At 66.2% G+C, this 23,995-nt stretch carries 22 protein-coding genes and 1 pseudogene; 9 read left to right on the top strand and 14 right to left on the bottom strand.

Translation table 11 applies throughout. From position 1 onward, the window contains the following. Window positions 1-16: 16 nt before the first annotated feature. The 3 genes from ACQR1Y_RS09935 to ACQR1Y_RS09945 all read right to left on the bottom strand — a co-directional run bounded on the left by ACQR1Y_RS09935 (window position 17) and on the right by ACQR1Y_RS09945 (window position 3,477). Window positions 17-1,675 carry a TRAP transporter large permease gene (locus tag ACQR1Y_RS09935; protein WP_434876115.1) on the bottom strand — a complete coding sequence of 553 codons (1,659 nt, stop codon included), beginning with the start codon at window positions 1,673-1,675 and terminating at the stop codon, window positions 17-19. Window positions 1,676-1,697: 22 nt separating this feature from the next. After that, the gene (locus ACQR1Y_RS09940; protein ID WP_434876114.1) at window positions 1,698-2,231 is read right to left on the bottom strand and encodes a TRAP transporter small permease subunit; all 534 of its coding nucleotides are present in this window, start codon (window positions 2,229-2,231) and stop codon (window positions 1,698-1,700) included. 112 nt (window positions 2,232-2,343) lie between these two features. After that, window positions 2,344-3,477, bottom strand: coding sequence for a TRAP transporter substrate-binding protein (locus ACQR1Y_RS09945; protein ID WP_434876113.1), 1,134 nt, complete (start codon window positions 3,475-3,477; stop codon window positions 2,344-2,346). Between the two features lie 279 nt (window positions 3,478-3,756). On the opposite strand from ACQR1Y_RS09945, the pseudogene ACQR1Y_RS09950 reads away from it, so the two are divergent. Next, window positions 3,757-3,945, top strand: a pseudogene (locus tag ACQR1Y_RS09950) (EAL domain-containing protein); the annotation flags it as partial. 220 nt (window positions 3,946-4,165) lie between these two features. Here the strand turns inward: ACQR1Y_RS09950 and ACQR1Y_RS09955 are convergent. After that, a complete protein-coding gene (locus ACQR1Y_RS09955) occupies window positions 4,166-4,549 on the bottom strand; it encodes a DUF1330 domain-containing protein (RefSeq protein WP_434860108.1) in 384 nt (127 codons plus the stop codon). A 92-nt stretch (window positions 4,550-4,641) separates the two neighbouring features. Further along, window positions 4,642-5,649: a hypothetical protein gene (locus tag ACQR1Y_RS09960; protein ID WP_434876112.1), complete on the bottom strand. Its 1,008-nt coding sequence runs from the start codon at window positions 5,647-5,649 to the stop codon at window positions 4,642-4,644. A gap of 144 nt (window positions 5,650-5,793) precedes the next feature. Here ACQR1Y_RS09960 and ACQR1Y_RS09965 point away from each other — a divergent pair, with 144 nt between their 5' ends. Next, window positions 5,794-6,567 (top strand): EAL domain-containing protein, encoded by a 774-nt coding sequence (locus tag ACQR1Y_RS09965; protein WP_434876111.1) that lies wholly within the window; start codon window positions 5,794-5,796, stop codon window positions 6,565-6,567. Between the two features lie 11 nt (window positions 6,568-6,578). On the opposite strand, the gene ACQR1Y_RS09970 is transcribed toward ACQR1Y_RS09965, so the two are convergent. Then, the gene (locus ACQR1Y_RS09970; RefSeq protein ID WP_434860111.1) at window positions 6,579-6,731 is read right to left on the bottom strand and encodes a hypothetical protein; all 153 of its coding nucleotides are present in this window, start codon (window positions 6,729-6,731) and stop codon (window positions 6,579-6,581) included. Window positions 6,732-6,851: 120 nt separating this feature from the next. On the opposite strand from ACQR1Y_RS09970, the gene ACQR1Y_RS09975 reads away from it, so the two are divergent. The 3 genes from ACQR1Y_RS09975 (at window position 6,852) to ACQR1Y_RS09985 (ending at window position 11,879) form a co-directional block, all read left to right on the top strand. Further along, complete coding sequence (locus ACQR1Y_RS09975; protein WP_434876110.1) at window positions 6,852-8,042, top strand: MFS transporter; 1,191 nt, start codon at window positions 6,852-6,854, stop codon at window positions 8,040-8,042. Window positions 8,043-8,171: 129 nt separating this feature from the next. Then, window positions 8,172-9,383: an MFS transporter gene (locus tag ACQR1Y_RS09980; protein ID WP_434876109.1), complete on the top strand. Its 1,212-nt coding sequence runs from the start codon at window positions 8,172-8,174 to the stop codon at window positions 9,381-9,383. Window positions 9,384-10,181: 798 nt separating this feature from the next. Next, entirely contained in the window at window positions 10,182-11,879 is a 1,698-nt protein-coding gene (locus ACQR1Y_RS09985) for a methyl-accepting chemotaxis protein (RefSeq protein ID WP_434876108.1), read from the top strand. A gap of 24 nt (window positions 11,880-11,903) precedes the next feature. Here the strand turns inward: ACQR1Y_RS09985 and ACQR1Y_RS09990 are convergent, their stop codons facing one another. The 5 genes from ACQR1Y_RS09990 to ACQR1Y_RS10010 form a co-directional block, all read right to left on the bottom strand. Continuing rightward, the gene (locus ACQR1Y_RS09990) at window positions 11,904-12,365 is read right to left on the bottom strand and encodes an NUDIX domain-containing protein (protein ID WP_434876107.1); all 462 of its coding nucleotides are present in this window, start codon (window positions 12,363-12,365) and stop codon (window positions 11,904-11,906) included. A gap of 4 nt (window positions 12,366-12,369) precedes the next feature. Then, window positions 12,370-13,617: a DUF763 domain-containing protein gene (locus tag ACQR1Y_RS09995; RefSeq protein WP_434876106.1), complete on the bottom strand. Its 1,248-nt coding sequence runs from the start codon at window positions 13,615-13,617 to the stop codon at window positions 12,370-12,372. A gap of 75 nt (window positions 13,618-13,692) precedes the next feature. After that, on the bottom strand, window positions 13,693-14,673 hold the full coding sequence (gene metA / locus ACQR1Y_RS10000) for a homoserine O-succinyltransferase MetA (protein WP_434876105.1): 981 nt from the start codon (window positions 14,671-14,673) through the stop codon (window positions 13,693-13,695). Between the two features lie 12 nt (window positions 14,674-14,685). Next, on the bottom strand, window positions 14,686-15,990 hold the full coding sequence (locus ACQR1Y_RS10005) for an O-acetylhomoserine aminocarboxypropyltransferase/cysteine synthase family protein (RefSeq protein ID WP_434876104.1): 1,305 nt from the start codon (window positions 15,988-15,990) through the stop codon (window positions 14,686-14,688). 150 nt (window positions 15,991-16,140) lie between these two features. Continuing rightward, window positions 16,141-17,088: an alpha/beta hydrolase gene (locus ACQR1Y_RS10010; RefSeq protein ID WP_434876103.1), complete on the bottom strand. Its 948-nt coding sequence runs from the start codon at window positions 17,086-17,088 to the stop codon at window positions 16,141-16,143. A 141-nt stretch (window positions 17,089-17,229) separates the two neighbouring features. On the opposite strand from ACQR1Y_RS10010, the gene ACQR1Y_RS10015 reads away from it, so the two are divergent. Beyond that, the gene (locus ACQR1Y_RS10015; protein ID WP_434876102.1) at window positions 17,230-18,120 is read left to right on the top strand and encodes a branched-chain amino acid aminotransferase; all 891 of its coding nucleotides are present in this window, start codon (window positions 17,230-17,232) and stop codon (window positions 18,118-18,120) included. Window position 18,121: 1 nt separating this feature from the next. Here ACQR1Y_RS10015 and ACQR1Y_RS10020 read toward each other — a convergent pair whose 3' ends face one another. The 3 genes from ACQR1Y_RS10020 to ACQR1Y_RS10030 are packed head-to-tail and all read right to left on the bottom strand — an operon-like array spanning window position 18,122 to window position 21,277. Beyond that, entirely contained in the window at window positions 18,122-19,006 is an 885-nt protein-coding gene (locus ACQR1Y_RS10020) for an acyl-CoA acyltransferase (protein ID WP_434876101.1), read from the bottom strand. 36 nt (window positions 19,007-19,042) lie between these two features. Continuing rightward, window positions 19,043-20,005 (bottom strand): amino acid--[acyl-carrier-protein] ligase, encoded by a 963-nt coding sequence (locus ACQR1Y_RS10025; protein WP_434876100.1) that lies wholly within the window; start codon window positions 20,003-20,005, stop codon window positions 19,043-19,045. Window positions 20,006-20,050: 45 nt separating this feature from the next. Then, window positions 20,051-21,277 (bottom strand): acyl-CoA dehydrogenase family protein, encoded by a 1,227-nt coding sequence (locus tag ACQR1Y_RS10030; protein WP_434876099.1) that lies wholly within the window; start codon window positions 21,275-21,277, stop codon window positions 20,051-20,053. 343 nt (window positions 21,278-21,620) lie between these two features. Between ACQR1Y_RS10030 and ACQR1Y_RS10035 the strand changes: the two genes are divergently transcribed. The 3 genes from ACQR1Y_RS10035 to mtnA all read left to right on the top strand — a co-directional run bounded on the left by ACQR1Y_RS10035 (window position 21,621) and on the right by mtnA (window position 23,977). Further along, the gene (locus tag ACQR1Y_RS10035; RefSeq protein WP_434876098.1) at window positions 21,621-21,893 is read left to right on the top strand and encodes a phosphopantetheine-binding protein; all 273 of its coding nucleotides are present in this window, start codon (window positions 21,621-21,623) and stop codon (window positions 21,891-21,893) included. Window positions 21,894-21,981: 88 nt separating this feature from the next. Then, window positions 21,982-22,857 (top strand): S-methyl-5'-thioadenosine phosphorylase, encoded by an 876-nt coding sequence (locus ACQR1Y_RS10040; RefSeq protein WP_434876097.1) that lies wholly within the window; start codon window positions 21,982-21,984, stop codon window positions 22,855-22,857. 13 nt (window positions 22,858-22,870) lie between these two features. Continuing rightward, complete coding sequence (mtnA, locus tag ACQR1Y_RS10045; protein ID WP_434876096.1) at window positions 22,871-23,977, top strand: S-methyl-5-thioribose-1-phosphate isomerase; 1,107 nt, start codon at window positions 22,871-22,873, stop codon at window positions 23,975-23,977. Window positions 23,978-23,995 lie beyond the last annotated feature (18 nt).

The following is a 23,995-nucleotide window of genomic DNA, read 5'->3' on the forward strand; positions in this document are numbered from 1 at the left end:
AGTCGCCAGGCCGCGCTCACCCGCCATCCGACTCCGGCTGGTCGCTGTTGAAGGCGGGCGGCGGCGCGCCGTTCTTCTTTTCAGCCTCGCTTTGGCGGAAGAAGTAGTTGGGCAATCCCGTCGCCAGCATCGGCTGGGCCCAGACCAGGCCGGCCACCAGCAGCTGCATGATGACGAACGGCACCGCGCCGCGATAGATCATGCCTGTCGTGATGGAGGGCGGGGCCACGCCGCGCAGGTAGAACAAGGAGAAGCCGAACGGCGGCGTCAGGAAAGATGTCTGCAGCACGAGGCCGATCATCACGCCGAGCAGGATCGGGTCGACATCCATCATGATCAGGATCGGCGCCGTGATCGGCACGGTGATGAAGATGATCTCGAAGGTGTCGAGAAAGAAGCCGAGGATGAACATGATGGTCATGACCAGCATGACCGCCCCCAGCTGGCCGCCCGGCATGGTCTTCAGGAAGCCGCGCACCAGCTCATCGCCGCCCACCCGCGTGAACACCAGCGCGAAGGCCGTGGCGCCGAGCAGGATCACGAACACCATCGAGGTGATGGTCATCGTCCCTTTCGAGCTCTCGAACAGCGTCTCCAGGAAGCTGTCGCGCAGCGGCCTGGTGGTCAGCACCGGCACGAGAGCGAGGCCGATCACCACGAGCAGCATGGTCAGGAGGCCGAACGCGCCGGTGAGCCAGACCACCACGGCAATGGTGGCGATGAAGCCGAGCCAGAAGTTGAACAGCTTCTTTTCCAGCACCGCCGGTCCCTTGCCACCGAAATGATGGTCCGCCAGCAGCTTGATGATCGCCAGCAGCAGCGCCCCCATCGAGCCGACGGACGCGGATTCCGTCGGCGTCGCCACACCGGCGATGATCGAGCCGAGCACGGCGACGATCAGCGCCAGCGGCGGGATGAGCGCGACGACGACCCGGCGGCCGAGGCCGGCGCGGTCCGCCGCGGACATCACCAGCGCCGGCGCGCAGGTCGGATCGATCGTGGCGCGGAACGCGACCCATAGCCCGTAGATCACGGCCAGCCCGACTCCGGGGATGAAGGCGCCGGCAAAGAGATCGCCGACCGACACGGTATCCGGCGCGAAATTGCCCTTGGCGAGCTGCGCCGCCGAATTGGCGCCCTGCAGGATGTCGGCGGTGAAGATCAGCACCGTCGAGGGCGGGATGATCTGGCCGAGCGTGCCCGCCGCGCAGATCACGCCGGTGGCGAGCTTGGGATCATAGCCGGCCCGCATCATCGCCGGCAGTGCGAGCAGGCCCATCGCCACGACGGTGGCGCCGACCACGCCGGTCGAGGCCGCCAGCAGCGCGCCGACCACGACGACGGAGATGCCGAGCCCGCCGCGCATCGACCCGAACATCTGGCCCATGGTGGTGAGCAGGACCTCAGCGATCTTCGAGCGCTCCAGCACCACGCCCATGAAGACGAACAGCGGCACCGCGATGAGCACCGGATTGGTGATGACGCCGAAGAAGCGCGAGGCTAGCCCCTGGAACAACGCGAGGTCGAACACGCCGAGCCCCCAGCCGAGCAGGCCGAACGCAACGGCGATTCCGCCGAGCGTCCAGGCGACGATATAGCCGAACATCAGCACGACCAGGATGACGCCGAACAACAGCGCAGCCAGGACCTGGCCCGTCACCGCGGGATCCCACATGATTTCTATCCTTCGTATGCGTTCAGTGGGACGAGGTGCCGGCGAATTCCTCGCGGCCGCCGAAGACGAGCAGCGAGCGCCCGATCATCGCGAAGCCCTGCAGCACGGTGAGGGCGACGAAGATCACCAGCGTGCCCTTGAGCAGCCACCACGCCGGCAGCCCTCCCGGATTGGGCGAGCCTTCGCCCGCAACCGCGGCGCTCCAGAAATGGCGCCAGAACGCCCAGCCGACCACCGCCATGAAGGGGAACAGGAACAGCAGCGTGCCGAACAGGTCGACCCAGGCGCGGTTGCGCGGCGTCATCTTGCCGTAGAAGATGTCGACCCGCACGAAGCCGCCGGTCATCATGGTGTAGGCGCCGCCGAGCACGATCGCGGTGGCGTGCTGCCAGACATAGGCCTCCTGCAGCCAGGTGAAATTCGTGTTCAGCGCATAGCGCAGATAGACGGTGGCAAAGCAGACGAGGACGGTGCCCAGCGCGAGCCACGCGACGGCCTTGCCGACCCAGCCATTGAGCGTTTCAACGCCCTTCACGAACGACGCAATCGATGACATGTCTTCCCCAGGACATGGATGAACGCGGGCAGCCCGCGGGTGCTGGACCCGCGGCCTTCTTCGGTGGCGACCGCCCGGACCCTCGCGAGACGAGCGTCCGGGCGGTCACGCATCAGGCGGTCGGGTACTTGATGCCGAGCGTGCGGGCGTTGAGGAACGCCTGCTCGTTGAAGCGCAGGAAGCGCATCGTGTTGTCGCGCGCGGCGAGATAGCTCTTCAGCGTCCGCTTCATGTGGTCGTCGCCGGCGTCCATCATGTCCTGCAGCAGCTGGCCCGCGGCATTGCCGAGGCCGATCAGCACGTCGTTGTTGAGCCGCAGGAAGCGGACATTGTGCTGCGTCCGCAGCACCTCCATGGTGCGGCCTGAGCCGATGTCGTAGTCGACCTTCATGTCCTCGTGCATCCATTGCGCGGCGATTCGGATGATCGCCTGCAGGTCCTTCGGCAGCGCCTCGTATTTCTTGCGGTTGACCATCAGCTGCATCATGCCGCCGGGCTCCTGCACGCCAGGGCCATAGGAGATCTTGGCGACCTGGTGGAAGCCGAGCGCGAGATCGTTGAGCGGGCCGATGAACTCGGCCGCGTCGATGGCGCCGGATTGCAGCGCCGCGAAGATTTCGCCCGCGGGCAGCAGCACAGCGGAGCCGCCGACGCGCTTGAGCAGCTCGCCGCCGAGCCCGGGGATGCGCATCTTCAGCCCCTTGAAGTCGTCCATCGAATTGATCTCTTTCTTGAACCAGCCGAACGACTGCGTCGCGGTCTGGCCGGCGGGGAAAGAGATGATGCCGAACTTCTGATTGAGCTCGTCCCACAGCTGCCAGCCGCCGCCGTGATAGATCCACGCCGCCTGCTCCTGCGCGGTCATGCCGAACGGCACCGCGAAGAACACCGAGAAGGCCGGGTTCTTGCCGTGATGGTAGAACGAGGCGTCGTGGCCGAGATCGGCGGTGCCATCCATCACCGCGTCCATGCATTTCAGTGCGGGGACGAGCTCGCCGGCGGCGAAGAACTTGATCTTGAGCCGGTCGCCCGACATCTCCTCGATCGTGCGGGCGAGGCGCTCCGCGCCGGTGCCGGCGCCGGGCAGCCCCTTCGGCCAGGACGTCACCATGCGCAGCTCGATCGTGCCGCTGGCGATGGCCGGCGCCGGCAGCGCCGCGGCGGCCGCAGCGCCCAGCGCGGCGGACCCGGCGAGAAACGTGCGGCGGCCCAGTTTGGTGGTGTCGGTCGTAGCATTGCGAGACATGGATCCTCCCTAACCTTCTGAAATTTAAAGGGTTTACGAGCGGCGCATGGTTGAAGTCATGCGTTTATGCATATCTACATTGCACCTAATGATTGGCGGGGAACCGCGGCGCGTCAAGCGCGCGGCAGTGCGGCATTTCGTTTCGCGTGTTTTGGCGAATGAATCGTTTGATTAAGTAGAACGATGAAGCCCGGCTGGCGGGACGATGCGTGAGCCGCGGCAGGCGCTCAGTCCCTTCGGTATCACCGAATTCCGTGCCGCGTCGGATCGGTTTCGGCGGCCATTTACAAGCCGCGCGCCCGCATCCAGAAGTCGTCGACAGCGGCGAAGCGCGCTGATTTCCCGGCGCAGAAACTGATGTTCGAGTTCACCGAGAACGAGCGCATGGCGAGCCCCGACCATGTCGAGCGCATCGTCAAGAGCTACAAGGAGTTCGGCTTCTGGACCGGGCCCGACGATTTCGGCGCACTGCGCCCGTTGGTCGTCCGATCAATGACCGGCAACCCGGCTCCGGCCGCGGACGAAGGTCAGTTGCGCCGCCGGAGAGAGGGGCACTGTCATCGATCCAGCCAGTCGGCCTGTGGCCAGCTTTGCGTTCGTGCCGTCGAATGCCTTCGGTGCCGGACCGTGGGACGCCTGACGCTCCACCTGGAAACGGCAGGAAAGTCCGCGTCGTCCGTCAGCGTCTTCAAGGGGCGGGAGCCTCGACAACGAAGATCTTGAAGCCGGCATATTTGTCGCCGACTTTGCGCGCCTCGCGATAGGCCTCGGAGGCGAAGGTCGCCTTTGCCTTTTCAACGCTGTCGAACCGAATGATAGCCACGCGCTTGGGGGCAACATCGTCAATGGCGACAGGGGCCGCGGGCCGCACGATGAAAGAACCGCCCGCTTCGGCAAAGATCTTGGCGGCGAGCGGGAAAAATTCCTTGGCGAACTCTTCCGGCTGACGAACATCCAATTCCACGATGGCATAGGCGACCGTCGTCGCCTGCGCGGCCGCGGGGGCTGTAAGCAGATTTGCGCAGGTCAGAAGGACCCCGAGCGTGAACAAGGCGCGCGCAATGATTTTCATATCTTCTCCATGTCGTGCAAAGCGATTTGCAGCGGAACTGTCGAGGCCCGAAGCCTCGACGGTCAACGAAGAATTTTACGGATATCGGCGCGTCAATGGCGGCCTTGCAGAGCCTCGCCGCGGTCACGCTGCGCAGTCTCATAGGCAATCGCACTCACCACCATACCGTCAGCAACCAGCTGATCGAAGCTGCGCAAGAGCGATGGAGCGAGGGCGAAACCTCGCCGGCGCGCCACGATTGCCTCGCCATGGCCGGCCTCTCCTGCAAAAATGTCGCGCACATGCGTGCGCGACACGCCGAAGGCTGAACCGAGCGCGCTATACGACATCGCCGCACCATCGCGACGGGCGATTGCCTGCACGATCTTCATCAGTGCGAGCACGCCGAAAGCGCGGTTGAGAAACCGGGTCATGGCCGTGTTCTGGCTGAGAACATTGCGCGCGATGTGCGGGAAGAGCGGAATGCTCGCCGCCCGCAGATGCGGGTGAAAGCCGGGATCGCCGTTCAAGGCGAGCGCATAGGCGCTGTCGCCATGGAGGATGGCGAGCGGCACATAGTGGGCCCGCATCCATTCGAGGTCATGCTCGATCATGACGGACGTCGGGTGGATGACGCGCAGACGGCTATCCTGCGGCGGCTGATGCAGCGTGACGTATCCGGTGTCGACGAGCCGGGCGAGGATATGATCGAGCTGGCGGTCGCTGGCCACCTCGAACTGTGCCATGACCGTCTTGAGCCGCGAGATGGTCAGCCAGGTCGAGGACTCCTGGAGACGATAACCACCCCAATAGCTCATCACGATGCCATAGGTCATGATCCGGGCGGCGTCGCGCATCAGCTCGACGAGCCGAGGCCGTTCCGCATAGAGCTTCAGAACGGAATCCACGTAGCAAAGCCGGGCATAGGGAAAGAGCGGGTCTGCCAAGATCGCTTGCGCGGCAAGGGCTGACGTGTCTGCGGACCGCATACCTTCTTTCGCGGATTGGACCGGCGCGCTCGACCGGCGCTGCGACTTCGGAAACCCGACGGCGCGCTCGGCATGCCAGGGGACGTGGTGAAGACGCGGCGCAGTAGACCCCGGGCGACAGCCGCCGGTCAACGTCGGAAAGTGCGCAGCATTGCAGCTTGAAAGGCCGTAAGGGGCTCGATCGTGCATCTCCCGGTTGCCGGACGCGACCGCTTGTTCCTTCTCCGTTTGTTAACGCCATGTCCGTAGTTTGCCTGCTCAACCGGGGGACACGCCATGGCGGGCGCATGCGCAGGATGTGCTGACGGGATCGAGCTTCCGTTCGCGTTCAAGATGGCGTTTCAGCCGATCGTCGATGTGGCGGCCCAGAGGATCTGGGGCTACGAGGCGCTGGTGCGCGGGCCCAATGGCGAGGGCGCGCACAGCGTCCTGTCGCAGCTCACCGAGACGCAGCTGTACAAGTTCGACCAGTCGGCCCGCGTGCTGGCGATCGAGACGGCCGGCCGCCTGTTCACCGACCCCTGTGCGCGGCTGTCGATCAACTTCATGCCCAATGCGGTCTACGAGCCGCGCGCCTGCATCCAGAAATCGCTGGCGGCGGCCAAGCGCGCCGCTTTCCCGGCGCAGAACCTGATGTTCGAATTCACAGAGAACGAGCGCATGGCGAGCCCCGACCATGTCGAGCGCATCGTCAAGAGCTACAAGGAACTCGGCTTCTGGACCGCGCTCGACGATTTCGGTGCCGGCTATGCCGGGCTCAATCTGCTGGCGCGGCTGCAGCCGAACCTGATCAAGATCGACATGGAGCTGCTGCGCGGCATCGATCGGGATCGCGCCAAGCAGATCATCGTCGCCGGCGTCGCGGCCATGGCGCGCGAGCTGAACGTCGGCGTGCTGGCCGAGGGTGTCGAGACGGAAGCAGAGTTCACGGTGCTGCGCGCGGCCGGCATCCGGCTGTTCCAGGGCTATTACTTCGCCAAGCCCGCCCTGATGGCGCTGCCGGAGGTGAGCTGGCTGGCGGAGCCTGCGCGTGATCTGGCAGCCGGCTGACCGCCTCTGCCTCACACATCCCTGGCGCTGTCGCCGGCCTTCACCTCATATTCCGCGCCCGTGACCATTGCCGCCGCATCGGAGGCGAGGAACACCGCGGCCGGCGAGTTGTCGTCGGGCCGCAGCCAGCCGACCTTCGACGAGCGGATGCTCCGGTCCCCCATACGCGGCGACGAAAATCAGTGAATTGCGAGGCCTTCTAAACAGCGCAGGACGTGAGGCGCGTCGGACTGTCATGGCGGTTTCGTACGATGCGGCTCGCTGTCGATGGGGCGGGCAAGGTGATGTTGGAGAGGAGACTGCTGACCGCGCTCGGCGTGCTTGCCGTCACCCAGCTGATCGGCTGGGGTACGCTCAGCCTGCCCGCGGTGCTCAGTCGCGAGATGGCGGCGGATCTCGGCATGACATTGCCGGCGATCTTCGCCGGTCATTCGATCCTCTATCTCGCGATGGGGATTTGCTCCCCTTGGCTGGCACGGCCGTTCGTCGAGCATGGCGCCCGGAAGGTGATGATCGCCGGCACTCTGCTGGGGGCGCCGGGGTTCGCACTGTTGGCCGCGGCGCAAGGTCCCGTCGCCTACTACGCCGCCTGGCTGCTGCTCGGCATAGCCGGCAGCGCGGCGCTGTCGACAGCCGCCTACATCGTGTTGAACGAGGTCGCGGGCGCCAACGCGCGCAGCGCGATCGGCGCGTTGATGCTGGTCACTGGCCTGTCGAGCAGCATCTTCTGGCCGGCGGGGTCGGCGATTGCGGCGACGGTCGGATGGCGCGGCACCTGCCTGGTGTATGTCGGCCTGTTGCTGCTCGTCTCACTGCCGCTGCTCGTGATCGTGCTGCCGGGTCGCTCAGGGGATCACTCAGCGGTCGCGCCGGGAACAGAGGCGCGCGGCCGTGATGCGCCGCTGCGAAGCACGTTCCTTCTCCTGGTCGCCGCCATCGGCCTCAATGCCTTCGTCTCGATGGGCCTCAGCGCCGTCTTTATCGAGTTGCTGAAGGCGGAGGGACTGACGGCGGCGGAAGCGGTCGGGTTCGGGTCGATGCTGGGGGTGATTCAGATCGGCGCCCGCGCGCTCGACTTCCTTGGCGGCGGCCGATGGGATGGCATCACCACCGCGCTCACCGCCGGCTGCGCGCTCCCCGTGGCGATGCTGCTGCTGATACTGGGCGGCGGCTCGCATGCCACGGTGGCGATCTTCATCGCGATCTATGGCCTCGGCAGCGGCGCGCTCGCCGTGGCGCGGGCGACGATGCCGCTGGTGTTCTACGACAAGGCGGCCTTCGCCAAGGCGTCGGCTCAGATCGCGTTGCCGCTCAACCTGCTCTCCGCCGTCTCCGCGCCCATCCTGGCCGGGCTGCTCACGGCCTATGGCAGCAACGCGCTGCTCGGGCTGACACTGGCGTGCTCGTCAATGGCCCTGGTGATGCTGGTGCTGCTTCGCCGGCGCCGGCCGGCCCGCGCCGAGGCTGCGGCCTGACCGCCAGCCCCCCATCGGCGGCGGGCCGCAATTCCGAAACAGCGGGGCTGGCCCGGCCACAATGCTCTAAAACCCCGTTTGCGCCGCGTCGCAATCCGGCGGCTCATTCCCGGAAGTCTCCACGTCCCCATGCCCCCCGTCATCGCCGATCCCTCCATCCTGCGCGTCCTGATCGTGCTCGCCGTCACCCAGCTGATCGCCTGGGGCACGCTCAGCCTGCCGGCGGTGATCGGCCGGGCCATGGCGGCGGATCTGGAGATGGACCTGACCGCGATCTTCGCCAGCACCACGGTGCTGTACATGTCGATGGGGCTGTGCTCGCCGCTGCTGGCGCGGCCGTTCGTCAAGCAGGGCGGCCGCCGCGTGATGATCGCGGGCACGCTGCTGGCGGCGCCCGGCTATGCGCTGCTGTCGGTCGCGCAGGGACCGCTGACCTATTACGCGGCCTGGCTGCTGCTCGGCATCGCCGGCAGCGCGACGCTCTCGACCGCCTCCTATATCGTGCTCAACGAGGTCGCCGGCCTGCGTGCCCGCAGCGCCATCGGCGCGCTGATGCTGGTCACCGGACTGTCGAGCAGCATCTTCTGGCCCGTCACCTCGGCGCTGTCGGCGCATGTCGGCTGGCGCAGCACCTGCCTCGTTTACGCCGGCCTGCTGCTGCTGGTGTCGCTGCCGCTGTTCGTGTTCCTGCTGCCGCGCCGCGTTCACGATTCCCTGCCGGCCGGCTCGGACGCAGCGCAGTCGACGCCGGCGGCCACGCCGGCGCGCAGCACGTTCTATCTGCTGGTTGGCGCGTCCGGCCTCAACGCCTTCGTCGCCTTCGGCATGGGCGCTGTGCTGATCGAGCTCCTCAAGGCCGAGGGTCTTTCGCCCACGGAGGCCATCGGCTTCGGCTCGCTGCTCGGCGTGATCCAGATCAGCGCGCGTGTGATCGACTTCCTCGGCGGCGGCCGCTGGGACGGCATCACCACCGCGATCGTCGCAGGCCTCGCGCTGCCGGCCGCCATGCTGCTCCTGATGCTGAGCCACGGCTCGCATGTCGCCATCGCGACGTTCATGCTGATCTACGGCCTCGGCACCGGCGCGCTTGCGGTGGCGCGCGCGACCATGCCGCTGGTGTTCTATGACAAGGCGGCGTTCGCTAGGGCCTCGGCGCAGATCGGGCTGCCGATGAACGTCGCATCGGCGATCTCCGCGCCCATCCTGGTCGAGCTTCTGACCCGTTTCGGCAGCAATGCGCCGCTGGCGCTCAATTTCACCTGCTCCTGTGCCGCCGTCGTGATGCTGCTCGCGTTGCGGCATCGCCGGCCAGGGCGCGCGGCCGCATCCCGCGCCGGCTGAGTCGCCCGTCGGGCAGGGCTTGCGCAAGGCGGTCCGCGCTGCAGGGCTGCAAATTGCTCGGAACAGCCAGGCGCCGCACACGAAGTTTCTCCATCGGTTCAGGCACATCGCTGTGCTCGCACCGGTCTGCGCAGATTTTGGGCTTTCGCTTTATCGGAATTCGTGGTTCTCTGTCGTGGTCCTGCTCCATCGACGAGGGGCGCTGCGCATCGTCAGGAGCGTTGGGGCGGGATGTGATGGACATGCAGGTGCCAACTGACGAGTGGCATCGGCATGGACGGCGAAGTCGCGTGGTCCTGGCACCCCGATGCTGGTGTCCGGCGGGAGCGAGCCTCAGGCGAGCTGTCGCCCACGGTGGCCAACAAGCCCGGTGCACCGAGGAGATCGCGTATAAACCGTAAACTGTCGCGCAGGGAAGGCCGGGCAAGCCGGTTGAACCTGTGGTTCCTGCCCCGTGCATTGTTTTCCGCACGGGGGCCGCAGGAATCAGCCGATGTCTGGTCTTCCCTGCACCCTCGATCCGAGGGCCGCTGCACAAAGCTCGGGCGCTCCCTGCGTCGCGGCGCCGTCAACCCGTGGACCTCGTCAGGTGTCTGCCGGTCCTTCCCAAATCTATCGCATGTTAGTTTTAGTGAGCGGTGAGCGAAGTGTGTCGGTTGTGCTCGCGTGATATGTCGCGCATTGATATATTCATAGTTCGAAAGACTAATTAGTTCGTCGACGCATCCACGCACGGATAGCAAACCATTAATGTGCGCTTGGTATCGTGCATACAGTCCATGCAACGAGAACCAGAAAATGCGACACCTGACTGTCTATCAGCGTCTCGCGGCCATCATCGCCGTGATGTCGATCGCAATGTTCGCTGTCTCCGCGATGCAGATCCTGATGCTACGCAGCACCGTCATCGAGGAGCGGCAGGCCCTGGTCCGGAACCTGGTTGAATCGGCCATCAAGGTGCTCAGTCACTATGACGCCGCGGCGGCAGCCGGAAAGATCGCGCCGGAGCAGGCGCGGCAGCAGGCCTTCGCCGCGATCGGCGCGATGCGCTGGGGGCAGTATAACGACTATCTCGGCGTGTACGGTACCGGGCCGGCGGATGCGGGCGTCACCTATGTCCACGCCAACCCGAAATACATCAACGTCAACCGCTGGGACTACAAGGACTCCACTGGCAAGCTGCTGATTCAGGACATCGTCCGCGCCGCGCGGGCCGGCGGAGGCTTCGTCGAGTACAAGGTTCCACGCGCCGGCGGCAGCACTGAGCTGCCGAAGATGTCCTATGTCGGCGCCTATGGCAGCGGCGACAAGATGCTGGCGCTTCAGGCCGGCGTCTATGTCGACGACGTCGACGCGGCCGTCTATCAGCGCGCCTTGTGGGCCAGCGTGGGGGCCCTCGCCGGGCTGCTCATTGCCGCGATCGTCGCCTTCTGGCTCGGACGCAGCGTCGTTGTTCCGCTCGACCGCACCTGCGCCGTGATGGACGAGCTGACCAAGGGCCATCTCGACTTCGACGTGCCCTTCACCGATCGCCACAACGAGATCGGCCGCATGGCGCGCAGCCTGCAGATCCTCAAGGATCATCTCGCCGAGAGCGAGCGCATCAGGGCCGAGCAGGAGCAGGCCAAGCAGCAGGCCGCCGAGGAGCGGCGGGCGGTGCTGGCGCGCATCGCCGACGAGTTCGAGCGTTCGATCGGCGGGGTGATCCAGACCACGGCGGGTGCGGCGGGCGAGTTGCAGAGCTCGGCGCAATCGATGTCGACCATCGTCTCGGGCACCAGCGACCAGAGCGCCAAGGTCGCCGCCGCCGCCGAGCAGACCGCCAAGAACGTGCAGACCGTGTCGGCCTCGGCCGAGCAGCTGTCGTCGTCGATCCAGGAGATCGCCAAGCAGGTCACGCAGTCGTCGTCGATCGCGCAGAACGCGGTGGAGCAGGCGACCCGGACCGAATCCATGGTCACGCGACTGGTCCATGCCTCGCAGAAGATCGGCGAGGTGATGGCGCTGATCCAGACCATCGCCGGCCAGACCAACCTGCTGGCGCTCAACGCCACCATCGAGTCGGCGCGCGCGGGCGAGGCCGGCAAGGGCTTTGCGGTCGTCGCCAACGAGGTCAAGGCGCTGTCGGCGCAGACCGCCAAGGCGACCGAGGAGATCACCAGCCAGATCGAGGCGATCCGCGACGCGACCACCTCCACCGTCACCGCGATCCGCGAGATCGGCACCACGATCGGCCAGATGAACGAGATCACCGAGACCATCGCGGCCGCGGTCGAGGAGCAGGGCGTTGCCACCAAGGAGATCGCCCGCAGCGTCCAGCAGGCGGCGCAGGGCACCCAGGGTGTCATGCAGCACATCGTCGGCGTGCGCGAGGCGTCGGGGCAGGTCGGCGCGGCGGCGGCGCAGGTGCTGAGCGCGGCGGCCCAGCTCGGCAGCCAGTCGGATCAGTTGAAGCACCAGACCGGGCGCTTCCTCGGCAACGTCCGCGCGGCCTGACCCGAGGCAGCGGATGGTGACGATTCACCCTCCGCTGAGCTCCACGAGACGATCGATCAACGCCGCCTGCGCCGGATTGATGCGGGCCCTGGCCTCGGCGAGATCGAACCAGGCGGCGCGGTCGACCTCAGGAAAACGCTGCAGACGGCCGCTGCGCGGCGGCCATTCGAGTTCGAACTCATTGCTGACGATGGCGCCGGCATCGAGATCGGTCTCGGCGGCGAACGCCTCGACCACCTTGCCGCCGCGCTGCCTGATCTCGCCGAGCGGAACCAGCGGCGCGCTCAGCGCCGTGCCGAGCTCCTCGGCGAATTCGCGCCGCGCCACAGCCTCGGCGGTCTCACCGGTGCCGAACTCGCCCTTCGGGATCGACCACGCGCCGGCATCCTTGTTGCGCCAGAACGGCCCGCCCGGATGCACCAGCAGCACCTCGAGCGTGCCGCCGCGACGCCGGAAGGCGAGCACGCCCGCGCTGCGCGCCGGCATCTGCTCAGGCCTCGCCGGTGCGCTGGATCAGATCGCGCTCCCAGCCGAACACCGAGCGCCCGTCCAGCTCCGGCGATGCGGCGCGCTCAGTGGCGATGAAGGCATCGAGCGACGGGCCTGTCGCGGTCCGTTCCAGCTGCCGCGCCTGATCGTCGAGCCGCTTCAGCGCCGCCAGCGCTTCGTCACGGCCGAGCTTGGCTTGGCCGACCGCGGATTTGAGCACGCGAATGGTCTCGTCATAGACCTTGATGGGCACGGGATAGGGATGCCGATCCTTGCCGCCATGCGCCAGCGAGAACCGCGCCGGATCCGTGAACCGATAGGGCGCGCCATGCACGACCTCGGCGACCATCGCGAGCGACCGCACGGTGCGGGCGCCGACGCCGGGCGTGAGCAGCAATTCGGGGAAGTCGACGGGCCCGCGCTCGGCGGCGGCAGCGAGCGTGCCGTGCAGCCGGCGGGCGAAGACGTCCTTCGGCCTGACGTCGTGATGATCGGGCATGATCAGATGCGGCAGCATCGCTTGCGCCTGCACCGGCGTTGGCGTGCTCAGCCGCTCGAACTCGGTGACGACGCGATCTGGGCCGAGGTCGATCAGCAGCTCGAGCTGGGCGTTGCGCGACGGCGCGGCGCGCTTGTCGGTGAGGTTGACGATCTCGCCCTGCGCGGGTCCATCGATCGCGCTGTGCGGCGCGTCGACGAAGTCGGCGATGTCCGGAGAGTGCCAGTGGTAGCGCCGGGCCTGACGCGCCTCGCCATTCATGCCCTGCTGCACGACGGTCCATTTGCCGTCGGCTGTGACGAAGAAGCCGTGCAGATAGAGGTCGAAGCCGTCCTGCACGGCGGCGCTGTCGACCTTGGCGACGAGCTTGCTGGTGCGCACCAAGCCCTCGCCGTCGAGGCCGAGCCGGTCGCTGAGCAACCGCAGCTCGTCCGGCGTCTTGCGCGAATGTTCGCCGCGCCCGCCGCAGACATAGATGCCGAGCTCGCCGGACAGCGGCTTCAGCCCGCGCTTCAGTGCGCCGATCACGCTGGTGGTGATCCCCGACGAGTGCCAGTCCATGCCCATCACGGCGCCGAACGACTGGAACCAGAACGGATGCGACAGCCGCGCGAGGAATTCGTCGCGGCCGTAATGATGCACGATGGCCTGGGTGATGATGGCGCCGAGCGAGGCCATGCGCGTGCCGAGCCACGCCGGGACGCGCCCGGAATGGAGCGGAAGATCGGCGCTGCCGGTGCGACGGGCCATCGGAACCTTGCGAAGCAGGAATGCCGGGCCAATCTAACAGATCAGGATGCGCGATGCGATGCGTGTGGTTGTCCGCTATCCGCTTTGTCCGAGGTATGCGAGCCAGTTCCTGAACAGGATCAGCGCCGCGCTTCCCGAGGCGAGGTCGGGGCGCAGCGTCAGGCCGGGCAGATCAGCCGCCATGGTCGGATCTCGCCTTTGCTTGGCGCGCGCCTCGAACGCGGTGAGCACCGCCTCGGTCTCGGCGCTGAAATAGGATTTCGGCTGGCGCGGATAGTCGTCGCGCTGGCCGGCGAGATAGCGCGCGATGTCGCGCATGTATTCGCGCTGCAGCGAGAGCGCGTCATATTCGGGGTGGCCCTGGAAGAACACGAACCGGCTCGGCATGTCGCGCGCGAAGATGTCGACGCCGACGTCCTCGGACCGGGTCAGGATGTCGTAGCCGCGCGACGCCAGCAATGGCTCGTTGACGGCGTTGAGCCGGGAGTGCGGCACCTTGAGCGGGGAGTGAATGTCGCGCGTGAGCCAGTCGTCCTTGACCTTCACGCAGTCGAAGATGCCGGAGCATTTGAAGGCGAGCCGCTGCCGCTCGATGTCGTCGAGATGCAGCACCGCGGCGTGGGCCGCGAGGCAGGACCAGATCGTCGAGCGTGTGTTGGTCCTCGCCCAGTCGATCAGGGCGGTGAGATCAGGCCAATAGGGCTCGTCGCGCAGCTGCGCGGCGATGGGCTCCGCGCCGGTGACGATCAGCCCGTCGATCCCGAGCCGGTCGAGCCGCTCGATCTGCGTGTAGGCCTGGGCCAGATAGCTTTGAGCTGCCGGCGATCGCCCGATCGACGGCAAGGAGAAGCAATGCAGCCGGATGTGCACGTCGCGCGGCGCGGATTGCTGCAGCAACTTGGCGATCTGGACGTCGGTCGCCTTCAGTGCGCTGTCCGGCATGTTGTTGACGAGCCCGATGGTCAGCTCGCCCGCTCGCCGCGCGCGGCCGTCGAGGTCGACGGGCACGAGGGCAGGGCTCGTGATCCTGCGATGTCTGTCGAACAGCAGGGTCATCGGCTGTTGGCTCTACTCGGCTGCGTCCAACTGGCGGTGAGCGGGACAGGCCTGCGCGAGCGCCTGGTCGAGATCCTCGATGATGTCGCTGATGTGCTCGATGCCGATCGAGAGACGGATCGTCTCCGGCAGCACGCCGGCCCTGCGCTGATCGTCCGGAGGCATCTGCCGGTGCGTGGTCGACGCGGGATGGCACGCCAGCGATTTGGCGTCCCCGATGTTGACCAGACGCGTGATCAGCTTCAGCGCGTCGTAGAACGCCTTGCCGGCCTCCATGCCGCCCTTGATGCCGAAGGTGAACAGCGACGACGCGCGGCCGTCGAGATATTTCTGCACCAGCGGATAATAGGCGCTGTCGGGGAAGCCCGTGTAGTTGACCCAGGCGACGCGCGGATCGTTGCGCAGGAATTCGGCGACCTTGCGCGCGTTCTCGACGTGGCGCTCCATGCGCAGCGCCACGGTCTCAATGCCCTGCAGCAGCAGGAAGGCGTTGAAGGGCGACAGCACGGCGCCCATGGTGCGCTGATAGACGCTGCGGGCGCGCTGGATGTAGGCGCTGCGGCCGAAATGGTCGGCGTAGACCATGCCGTGATAGGAGGTGTCCGGCTGGGTGAAGGCCGGGAAGCGGTCGGCGTGCTGCTTCCAGGGGAAGTTGCCGCTGTCGACCAGCATGCCACCGAGCGTGGTGCCGTGGCCGCCGAGGAATTTAGTCAGCGAATGCACGGCGATGTCGGCGCCGTAGTCGAACGGCCGCAGCAGGATGGGCGTGGCGACCGTGTTGTCGACGATCAGCGGCACGCCGTTGCGATGCGCGACTTTGGCGAGCGCCTCGATGTCGCAAACGTTTCCGGCGGGATTGCCGATCGTCTCAGCGAACACCGCCTTGGTGTTCTCGTCGATCAGACGCTCGATGGCATCGGGCTGATCACTTTCCGCGAAGCGCCCGGTGATGCCCTGGCGCGGCAGGATGTGGCCGAGCAGCGTGTGCGTGGTGCCGTAGAGCTGCGGCACCGAGACGATGTTGCCGCCGCCATCGGCAATGTTGACGAAAGCGAAGTGCAGCGCCGCCTGGCCGGTACCGACCGCGAGCGCGCCGACGCCGCCTTCGAGCTCGGCGACGCGCTTCTCCAGCACGGCGGTGGTGGGATTGGAGATGCGGCTGTAGCGATAGCCCTCGACTTCGAGATTGAACAAGGCGGCACCGTGATCGGCGCTGTCGAACGCGTAGGCGGCGGTCTGATAGATCGGCACCGCAACCGCCTTGGTCGTGCCCTCGGGCTCATAGCCGGCGTGGATTGCAATCGTCTCGTTGCGCATCGGCGATCTCCGCTCCCGCATCGTTTCCTGATGCAGGTTGCTCGTATTCCGCGAGTGACCGATTTGTATGAGCGCAGCGGTAAAGCGGTCCATAATTCGCGACAACAACGACGAAATAACCCTAACGATGTCTCGCCGGGTTGTCTTGAATTAGCGCGAACCGGACTCCTGCAGCAGCGATCGAAGCTGGCGCCCGATCAGGTCCAGTGCTGGCTTGGCCTGCGGCAGGATCGCGCCGAGCGCGTGGAAATTATGAACCATGCCGTCGTGGCAGACGTGCGTGACGTCCAAACCAGCCGCCGCGAGCCTGTCGGCGTAAGCATTGCCCTCATCTCGCATCGGATCGAATTCCGCCGTGTGGATGATCGCGGGCGGCAATCCGGCCAAGTCAGACGCGCGCAGAGGAGAGATCCGCGGATCGTCCAGAGCGAGTCCCTCGGGAAGATAGTCGGCGAGGTCGGCCTGCCACGTCGCCGCGTCGATCAGATAGCCGCTCCCATACTCCTCGCGAGACGGCCAAGCTTGCGAAAAATCCAGAACGGGGCAGATGAGGCATTGCACCGCGATTGGCAGGCGGCCAGACACACGCTGACACACTGTCGTAGCGAGCGTCGCGCCGGCGGAATCGCCACCAACCACAAGCCTTTCCTTGTCGATCCCGAGCGTGCCGGCCTCATCAAAGGCGAATTCGACCGCGGCCAGCGCGTCATCCAGCGCGGCGGGAAACGTGTGCTCCGGCGCGAGGCGGTAGTCGATCGAGAGCAGCCGGCAGCCAGAAGCGACCGTGAGCGCCGCCGCGACCTTGTCGTGGGTTTCGATACTCCCCGCAACGAGCCCGCCGCCGTGAAAATAGATGAAGCCGGGGAGACGACCGCCGGTGACGCCCGCAGCAGGCGTATACAGGCGATATCGGAGCGGACCGGCGGGAGAGTGGAGATGCGCGTCCCGCGTGACGACCGCGCCGAGATCGTTGCGCGAGAACTGCATCAGCTTCGCCAGCGATTGCCGGCGCTGCTCCGGGCTCGGCCGCTCCCGAACGCCCGCTCCGGCAGCGGCGACCATTGTCAGCAGGCGCTGGGCGCGAGGGTCAAGTGGCATCAGTGTTCCGGGTTAACCAAGACGGCGGCCATTGTGGCAGCCAAGCGTGAATTGATGATGAGCGACTATGCGGCGAGGAGAATCCTTAAAATATCCACGTCAGAACGGCAGGAACGATTTGCATCGAACGGGAGCACCGCCATGACCCATGTCGTCAAGCCTGTCAGCTATTCGCAGACCTGGACGTTCTTCGACGGCGAATGGCGCGAGGGCAACGCGCCGATCATGGGCGTGAGAACGCACGCCACCTGGCTCGCTTCGACCGTGTTCGACGGCGCGCGTGCGTTCGAGGGCGTGACGCCGGATCTCGATCGTCACTGCGCGCGAGTGAACCAGTCGGCGGCCAATTTCCGGCTCAAGCCGGTGGTGGACGTCGCAACCTGGATGGGCCTGGCCCGCGAGGGGATCGCGCGCTTCGGCGCGAAGGCTGAGCTCTACATCCGTCCGATGTACTGGGCGCAGCATGGCGCCGGCGGCGGCGTGCTGTTCGATCCCGAGACGACCAATTGGTGCCTCTGCATCTACGAGGCGCCGATGCCGCAGCCGACCGGCAATGCGATTACCCTGTCGCCATTCCGGCGGCCCACGGCCGAATGCGCGCCGGTCGACGCCAAGGCCGCCTGCCTCTACCCGAACAATTCGCGGGCGCTGATTGAGGCGGCTTCGCGCGGCTTCAACAACTGCCTGATGCTGGACATGCTCGGCAATGTCGCCGAGTTCGGCAACGCCAACGTGTTCATGGTGAGGGACGGCGTCGTGTTCACGCCGGTGCCGAACGGCACCTTCCTCAACGGCATCACCCGCCAGCGCGTCATCGATCTCTTGCGCGGCGATGGCGTCAGCGTGGTCGAGACGACGTTGCGCTACGATGATTTCCTAAAGGCGGACGAGATCTTCTCCTCCGGCAATTTCGCCAAGGTGGCGCCGGTGATCCGCATCGATGATCGGACCTTGCCGATCGGCCCGGTGTTCAGCCGGGCGCGCCGGCTATATTGGGACTACGCGCATGCAGCCAGGGCTGCCGCCGCCTAGTTCAGCTCCCGTAGATCGGCAGCTCGGTGTCGCTGAGATCGCCGAGCCGAGGCGGCTGCGGCCCCTTGATGTATTTGCGACCGCGCCGCTCGGTGTAGATGCCGATGAGGCCGTCGATCGGTCCGTTGGCATCGACCATGACGGAAACGCAGCCGCGGTGCAGCAGCAGAAGCCGGCCGATGGCACCGGCGCAGCCGACGTAGTCGGAGATGTCGCGGCAGTAGATCAGCTGCATCGCCGGCAATGCGAAGCGTCCTTGCCGGATGCGGACCTTCTGCAGCACCAGCGTAGCAGGACCCGTCTTCGATCGCACCACAACGCTGAGGCAGCCATAGCGGGCGTGGCGGATGAGCAGGTCGGCTTCATCAGGTGGAATGCCGTCCACGGTCTTGGCGTCGGCCTGGATCTGCTCGACCGGCGAGCCGAGGCCGGCGGTCGAGAGCAGCGGCAGCGAGAAAAACAGGCCACGGCAATAGGCGCGGAAGCCCTGCGCCTCGACGATCGGCCAGGTCGGCCTCGCGGCGCTGATATTGACGTAGGTCACCTCTGGCCGCCGCTGCGCGATGCGCGTCAGCATTGTCGCGTAGTTGCGAAAGGCGGGCTCGACGTACCAGCTCGACAGATTGCACCAGACCTGCGGCTCTCCGGAGGTGCCGCGATCGCTGTAGATCAGGAGCAGAACGCCGACGGCGCTGCCGTTGTGGTCCAGCAGGTATCCGTAACGCGGATAGCCGTCAGGGACGGCGCGGCCCGCTTGCCGCCGCAACCCGCTCGACCAGTAGTCGCGCGAGCGTCGTGGGAAGCCGCGCGTCAAGAGATCGGCCACCGCATCGAGATCGGTCTCTCCGATCTCGCGGCACCGGATCACTGGCTTGAGCGCGGTCATGAACTGTCTTGCCGATCTCCGAAGACGAGCGCTGCACTAACCGACGGGATCGGCCTGCCGCTCCAGCCGCAGCATCTCGCGGACGCGCGCCGGCCAGCGCGCGAGATCGACGCCGTGGGTGTGGAACAGCGCGACCGCCAGCCGGTCCATGCCGAAGGCGACGCAGCCGGTGTGGGCCGGCTCGCCCTGCGCGTCGGCGATGCCCCAGGTCGTGCCGAAATGCTCGCGGTGATAGTTGAAGCTCATGCAGGCCGTCGGCTGCTCCTCCGAGCGCAGCGGCACCAGCAGCTCGAACTTCAGCGACTGCTGCTTCTGGCTGACGGCCTTCATCTGGCCGACGCGGCCGAAGAACGGATCGCTGGCGTGATCGACGCGGAACGTCAGGCCGAGATCCGTGGCGATCGCCTGCGCCTTCGCCATCCAACGGTCGCGGAAGGCGGAGACATCGTCGGGCGTGCCGATGCAGACATATTCCCGCATCCGGAACGACTGTAGTCGGTCGAGATGTCGCGACGGCTCGCGACGGAAGCAGTCGGCGGCGACGTCGAAGCGGAGGCCGCCGACCGGCAGCGCGCCGCGGCTGGCCGCGATCGGATAGACCGGATAGCAGGCCGCGGGCGACAGCACGAGGTCGGCGGGCGACAGCGACGTGGTCCAGTCGCCGCCACGGTCGAAACGGGCCACGGCCTCATGGATGTCGCGCTCGGTGCCATGCAGGCCGCAGACGCAGCCGAGCAGGTTGGGGAAGCTCTTGAGATAGCCGGACTTCTCGAGCTGCGCGCGGCTCATGACCGGCGGGAAGCGCATCACTTCGGTGCCGGGCTCGCGGTGTCGGGTGATCAGCGCGGCGAGTTGCTCAACAACGCCTTCATAGAGCGCCGTGCGCGCATAGACGCCATCTGCTCCCATGCGGTGGAACAGGGCATCTGTGAGATGGTCCAGGGCGTCGGCCGGCTGAGGGGCAATCTCGGGCGACTGCGGGAGAAAGGGAATGGTCATGTCTCAAATCCTGTCTGGAGGCAAAATCAAGAAACGGCGCGATCATCATTCGTAGAGCGAGACCGGCACCGCGCTCATCAGGTTCGCGGTGGCGATATTGGTAAGAATACGATCATTGTTGATCATGATCGGCGCCGACAGAACGTCGCGAAGATGACGGCCGATCGAGAAGTCGCCGTCATTGCGGTAGCCGGACAGGCCGCAGGCGCGCATCGCATGCATCACGGTCTCGACCGCGAGCTCGGAGGCCTGCACCTTCAGCAGCGTGATCGAGGACTGGAAGTCGAGCGAACTCAGCGCGCGCTCATCATATTCATGCGCGACGAACGCATCCATGTTGGTGACGATCATCGCGCGCAAGCGGGCCAGCGCCATCTTCGCGGCGGTGTAGTGCGCGGCGGCTGGCGGCATCTGTCCGTTCGCGCCGCGCGCAGCCTTGCGCAGGAAGCGCTGTGCGCGCAGCACGGCGGCGGCGGCGATGCCGGCCCAGGCAGACGACCAGCACAGATGCGCGAACGGGGTCATCGTCTGGCCGTGGATGCGATCATAGGCTTCGGGGAAGACGCGGTCGGCCGGGCAGTTCACCTCGAGCGCAAAGCCGGTCGAGCAGGTGCCGCGCATGCCCAGCGTCTCCCAGCCCTGGGTGCGCGTGATGGTGTAGTCGTCCTTGGTCAGCGCCAGCAGTACCTGATCGGAGGCTGCTGCGCCGTCGGCGCGCCGCGCGATCGTCACGAGACCATCCGCCTCGGCGCCATAGGAGATCACGGTGGCATCGCGCGACAGCGTGATGCGCTCGCCATCATGGCCGACGGCAGCCGCGCTGGCGCGGATGTTGCCGCCGTTCTGGCCCTCGGTGGTGGAGGAGGCCATCAGCAGCTGCTCGGATGCGATCCGCCGCATCAGGGATTCCATGTAGGGATTGCCACGACCATGCCGGACGATGCAGGCGACCTTGGTCTGGTGCATGGCGAAGATCATGGCGCTGGAGGCGCAGGCGCGGCCGAGCGCGTAGCAGACGTCGGCGATGTCGTGGACCGAGGCGCCGAAGCCGCCGAACTCGACCGGGATCAGCATGCCCAGCAGCTTCTGCTCGCGTGCCGCATCGATCGCGGCCTTGGGGAAACGACCGTCGCGGTCGACGGCTTCTGCCTCGGCAGCCGCCTGCGCGGCCACGGCGCCGCTCCGCTGCAGAAACAGCGAGCTGCGATCGAGCAGGAGACGTTCGCCGTCATCGGCGATCGGCGTGCGAAGCGCGGTTCCCTGGACAGTCATGACCGATTTGAGCTCCGGATTTTGTCGTTGTTGAAAGACCGGCCTGCCGCGTCCCGTCACGCTGCGCCGATGCCTTGCGCCGTCTCTGGGCTACAACGCAGGGTATGGATTTGATTCAAATGCGTCGACGAAATTCGAGGTAAACGCCGTGGAATCACGGGGCCGGGGTTAATTGTCGGTTTCCGGCGCCGGTCAATTTGGAGCTAACGCGTTAGCGTTAAAACAATTCAGGGATGGAACACCGCGCTTGTGTAACGCTTTCGCTGCCATACCGCGTTATCTCTACGATCGAGGCAACCGCCAGGTGGATCACGCGTCTGCTGTCTTGCGAATGAGAAATCACATGCCGAATTTTAAAGCCGATATTTCAGACCGCATCGTCGCGCTGGTGCGGGACATCCTGGTTCAGAACGGGATCTCCGCCGATCTCGAAGCCGACACGAAGCTCGTGGATGCCGGCCTCACCTCGATGGACATGGTCAATCTGATGCTCTCTATCGAGGCGGAGTTCGATTTCACGATTCCGCAGGAGCTGATCACGCCGGACAATTTCCAGTCGATCGCCACGCTCGAGCGGCTGGTGGCCGGACAGCTCGCGGCGGACCAGGCGGCCTGACCATAGCTGTCTTCGGACAGCCGCGCCGCCGCTGTTTTCAATTTGCCTCAAAGCTGGCATTCTCATCTCCCTTGGAGATGGGGACGTCATGACGAAGGCTGTACTTGGCATTATCGGCGGCTCGGGCATCTATGACCTGCCGGGACTGGAAGATGCCCGCGAAGAGTTGATCGCGAGCCCGTGGGGCGAGCCGTCGGCGCCGTTGCGGCGCGGCACCATCGCCGGCCTGCCGATCGTGTTCCTGCCGCGTCACGACAAGGGACACCGGCTGTCACCGTCCGACATCAACTATCGCGCCAACATCGACGTGTTGAAGCGCGCTGGCGTCACCGACTTGGTGTCGCTGTCGGCCTGTGGCTCCTTCAAGGAAGAGCTGCCGCCGGGCACATTCGTGCTGGTCGATCAGTTCGTCGACCGCACCTACAAGCGTGAGAGCTCGTTCTTCGGCAAAGGCTGCGTCGCGCATGTGTCGATGGCGCATCCGGTGTCGCCGCGGCTGCGCATTCATCTCGCCGCGGCCGCGGAGGCTGAGGGCATCGCCGTTGTGCGCGGCGGGACCTATGTCTGCATGGAGGGGCCGCAGTTCTCGACCTATGCCGAGAGCATGACCTACAAATCGTCGGGCTATTCGGTGATCGGCATGACCAACATGCCCGAGGCCAAGCTCGCCCGCGAGGCCGAGATCTGCTACGCGACGGTGGCGATGGTGACGGATTTCGACTGCTGGCATCCGGACCACGACGCCGTCACGGTGCAGGACATCATCCGGGTGCTGACCACCAACGCCGACAAGGCCAGGGGGCTGGTGGCGCGGCTCGCCCGCGAGTTTCCGCATGAGCATGAGCCGTGCCCGATCGGCTCCGACCGCGCGCTCGACACTGCTTTGATCACGGCGCCAGATGCCCGCGATCCCGACCTCCTCAAGAAGCTCGATGCGGTCGCGGGCCGCATCCTGCGCGGCTGACAGGAGGCCGAACATGAAAGTGGACGGCAAGCATTTTCGCAGCATCTGGCTCGATGCCGACGGCTGGACGGTTTGTGCCATCGATCAGCGCCGGCTGCCGCACGAGTTTGTCGTGGCGAAGATCACCACCTGCGAGGAAGCAGCGGATGCGATCCGCCACATGCTGGTGCGCGGTGCGCCGCTGATCGGTGCGACTGCCGCCTTCGGCATGGCGTTGGCGATGCGCGACGACCGCTCGGACCCTGGCATCGACCGCGCCTACGAGATGCTGATCGCCACGCGGCCGACGGCGATCAACCTGAAATGGGCGCTCGACACCATGAGCACGATGCTCCGCAGGCTGGCGCCATCGGAGCGGCGGGACGCGGCCTATGCGCGTGCGGTCGACATCGCTGGCGAGGACGTCACCATCAATCAGGGCATCGCGGCGCATGGTCTCGCGCTGATCGAGGCCGCAGCCGCGCGCAAGAAGCCGGGTGAAGTCGTCAACGTGCTGACCCATTGCAACGCGGGTTGGCTGGCGACGGTCGATTGGGGCACGGCGACGGCGCCGATCTATCTGGCCCACGATCGCGGCATCCCGATCCATGTCTGGGTCGACGAGACGCGGCCCCGCAACCAGGGCGCCTCGCTCACCGCCTGGGAGCTTGGCCATCACGGCGTGTCGCACACCGTGATCCCGGACAACACCGGCGGCCATCTGATGCAGCATGGCATGGTGGATCTCGCGATCGTCGGCACCGACCGCGTCGCCGCCAATGGCGATGTCTGCAACAAGATCGGCACCTATCTGAAGGCGCTGGCGGCGCATGACAACGGCGTGCCGTTCTACGTTGCGCTGCCGTCGCCGACGATCGACTTTGCCGTCGCCGACGGACGGCAGATCCCGATCGAGCAGCGCAGCGCGCAGGAAGTGACGGAGATGACCGGCCGCACCGCCGACGGCCGCATCGAGACCGTGCGCATCGTGCCGCCGGGATCACCGGTCGCGAATTACGGATTTGACGTCACGCCGGCGCGGCTGGTGAGCGGACTGATCACCGAACGCGGCGTGCTGCAGGCCGATGGCGCGGCGTTGTCGGCCGCGTTTCCCGAGCGGGCAAAACAGACCAACTATTAGCCGCTGTCGCCAAGCCCG

Origin of the sequence: Bradyrhizobium sp. HKCCYLRH3099, assembly GCF_051167855.1 — a bacterium.
GTDB lineage: Bacteria > Pseudomonadota > Alphaproteobacteria > Rhizobiales > Xanthobacteraceae > Bradyrhizobium.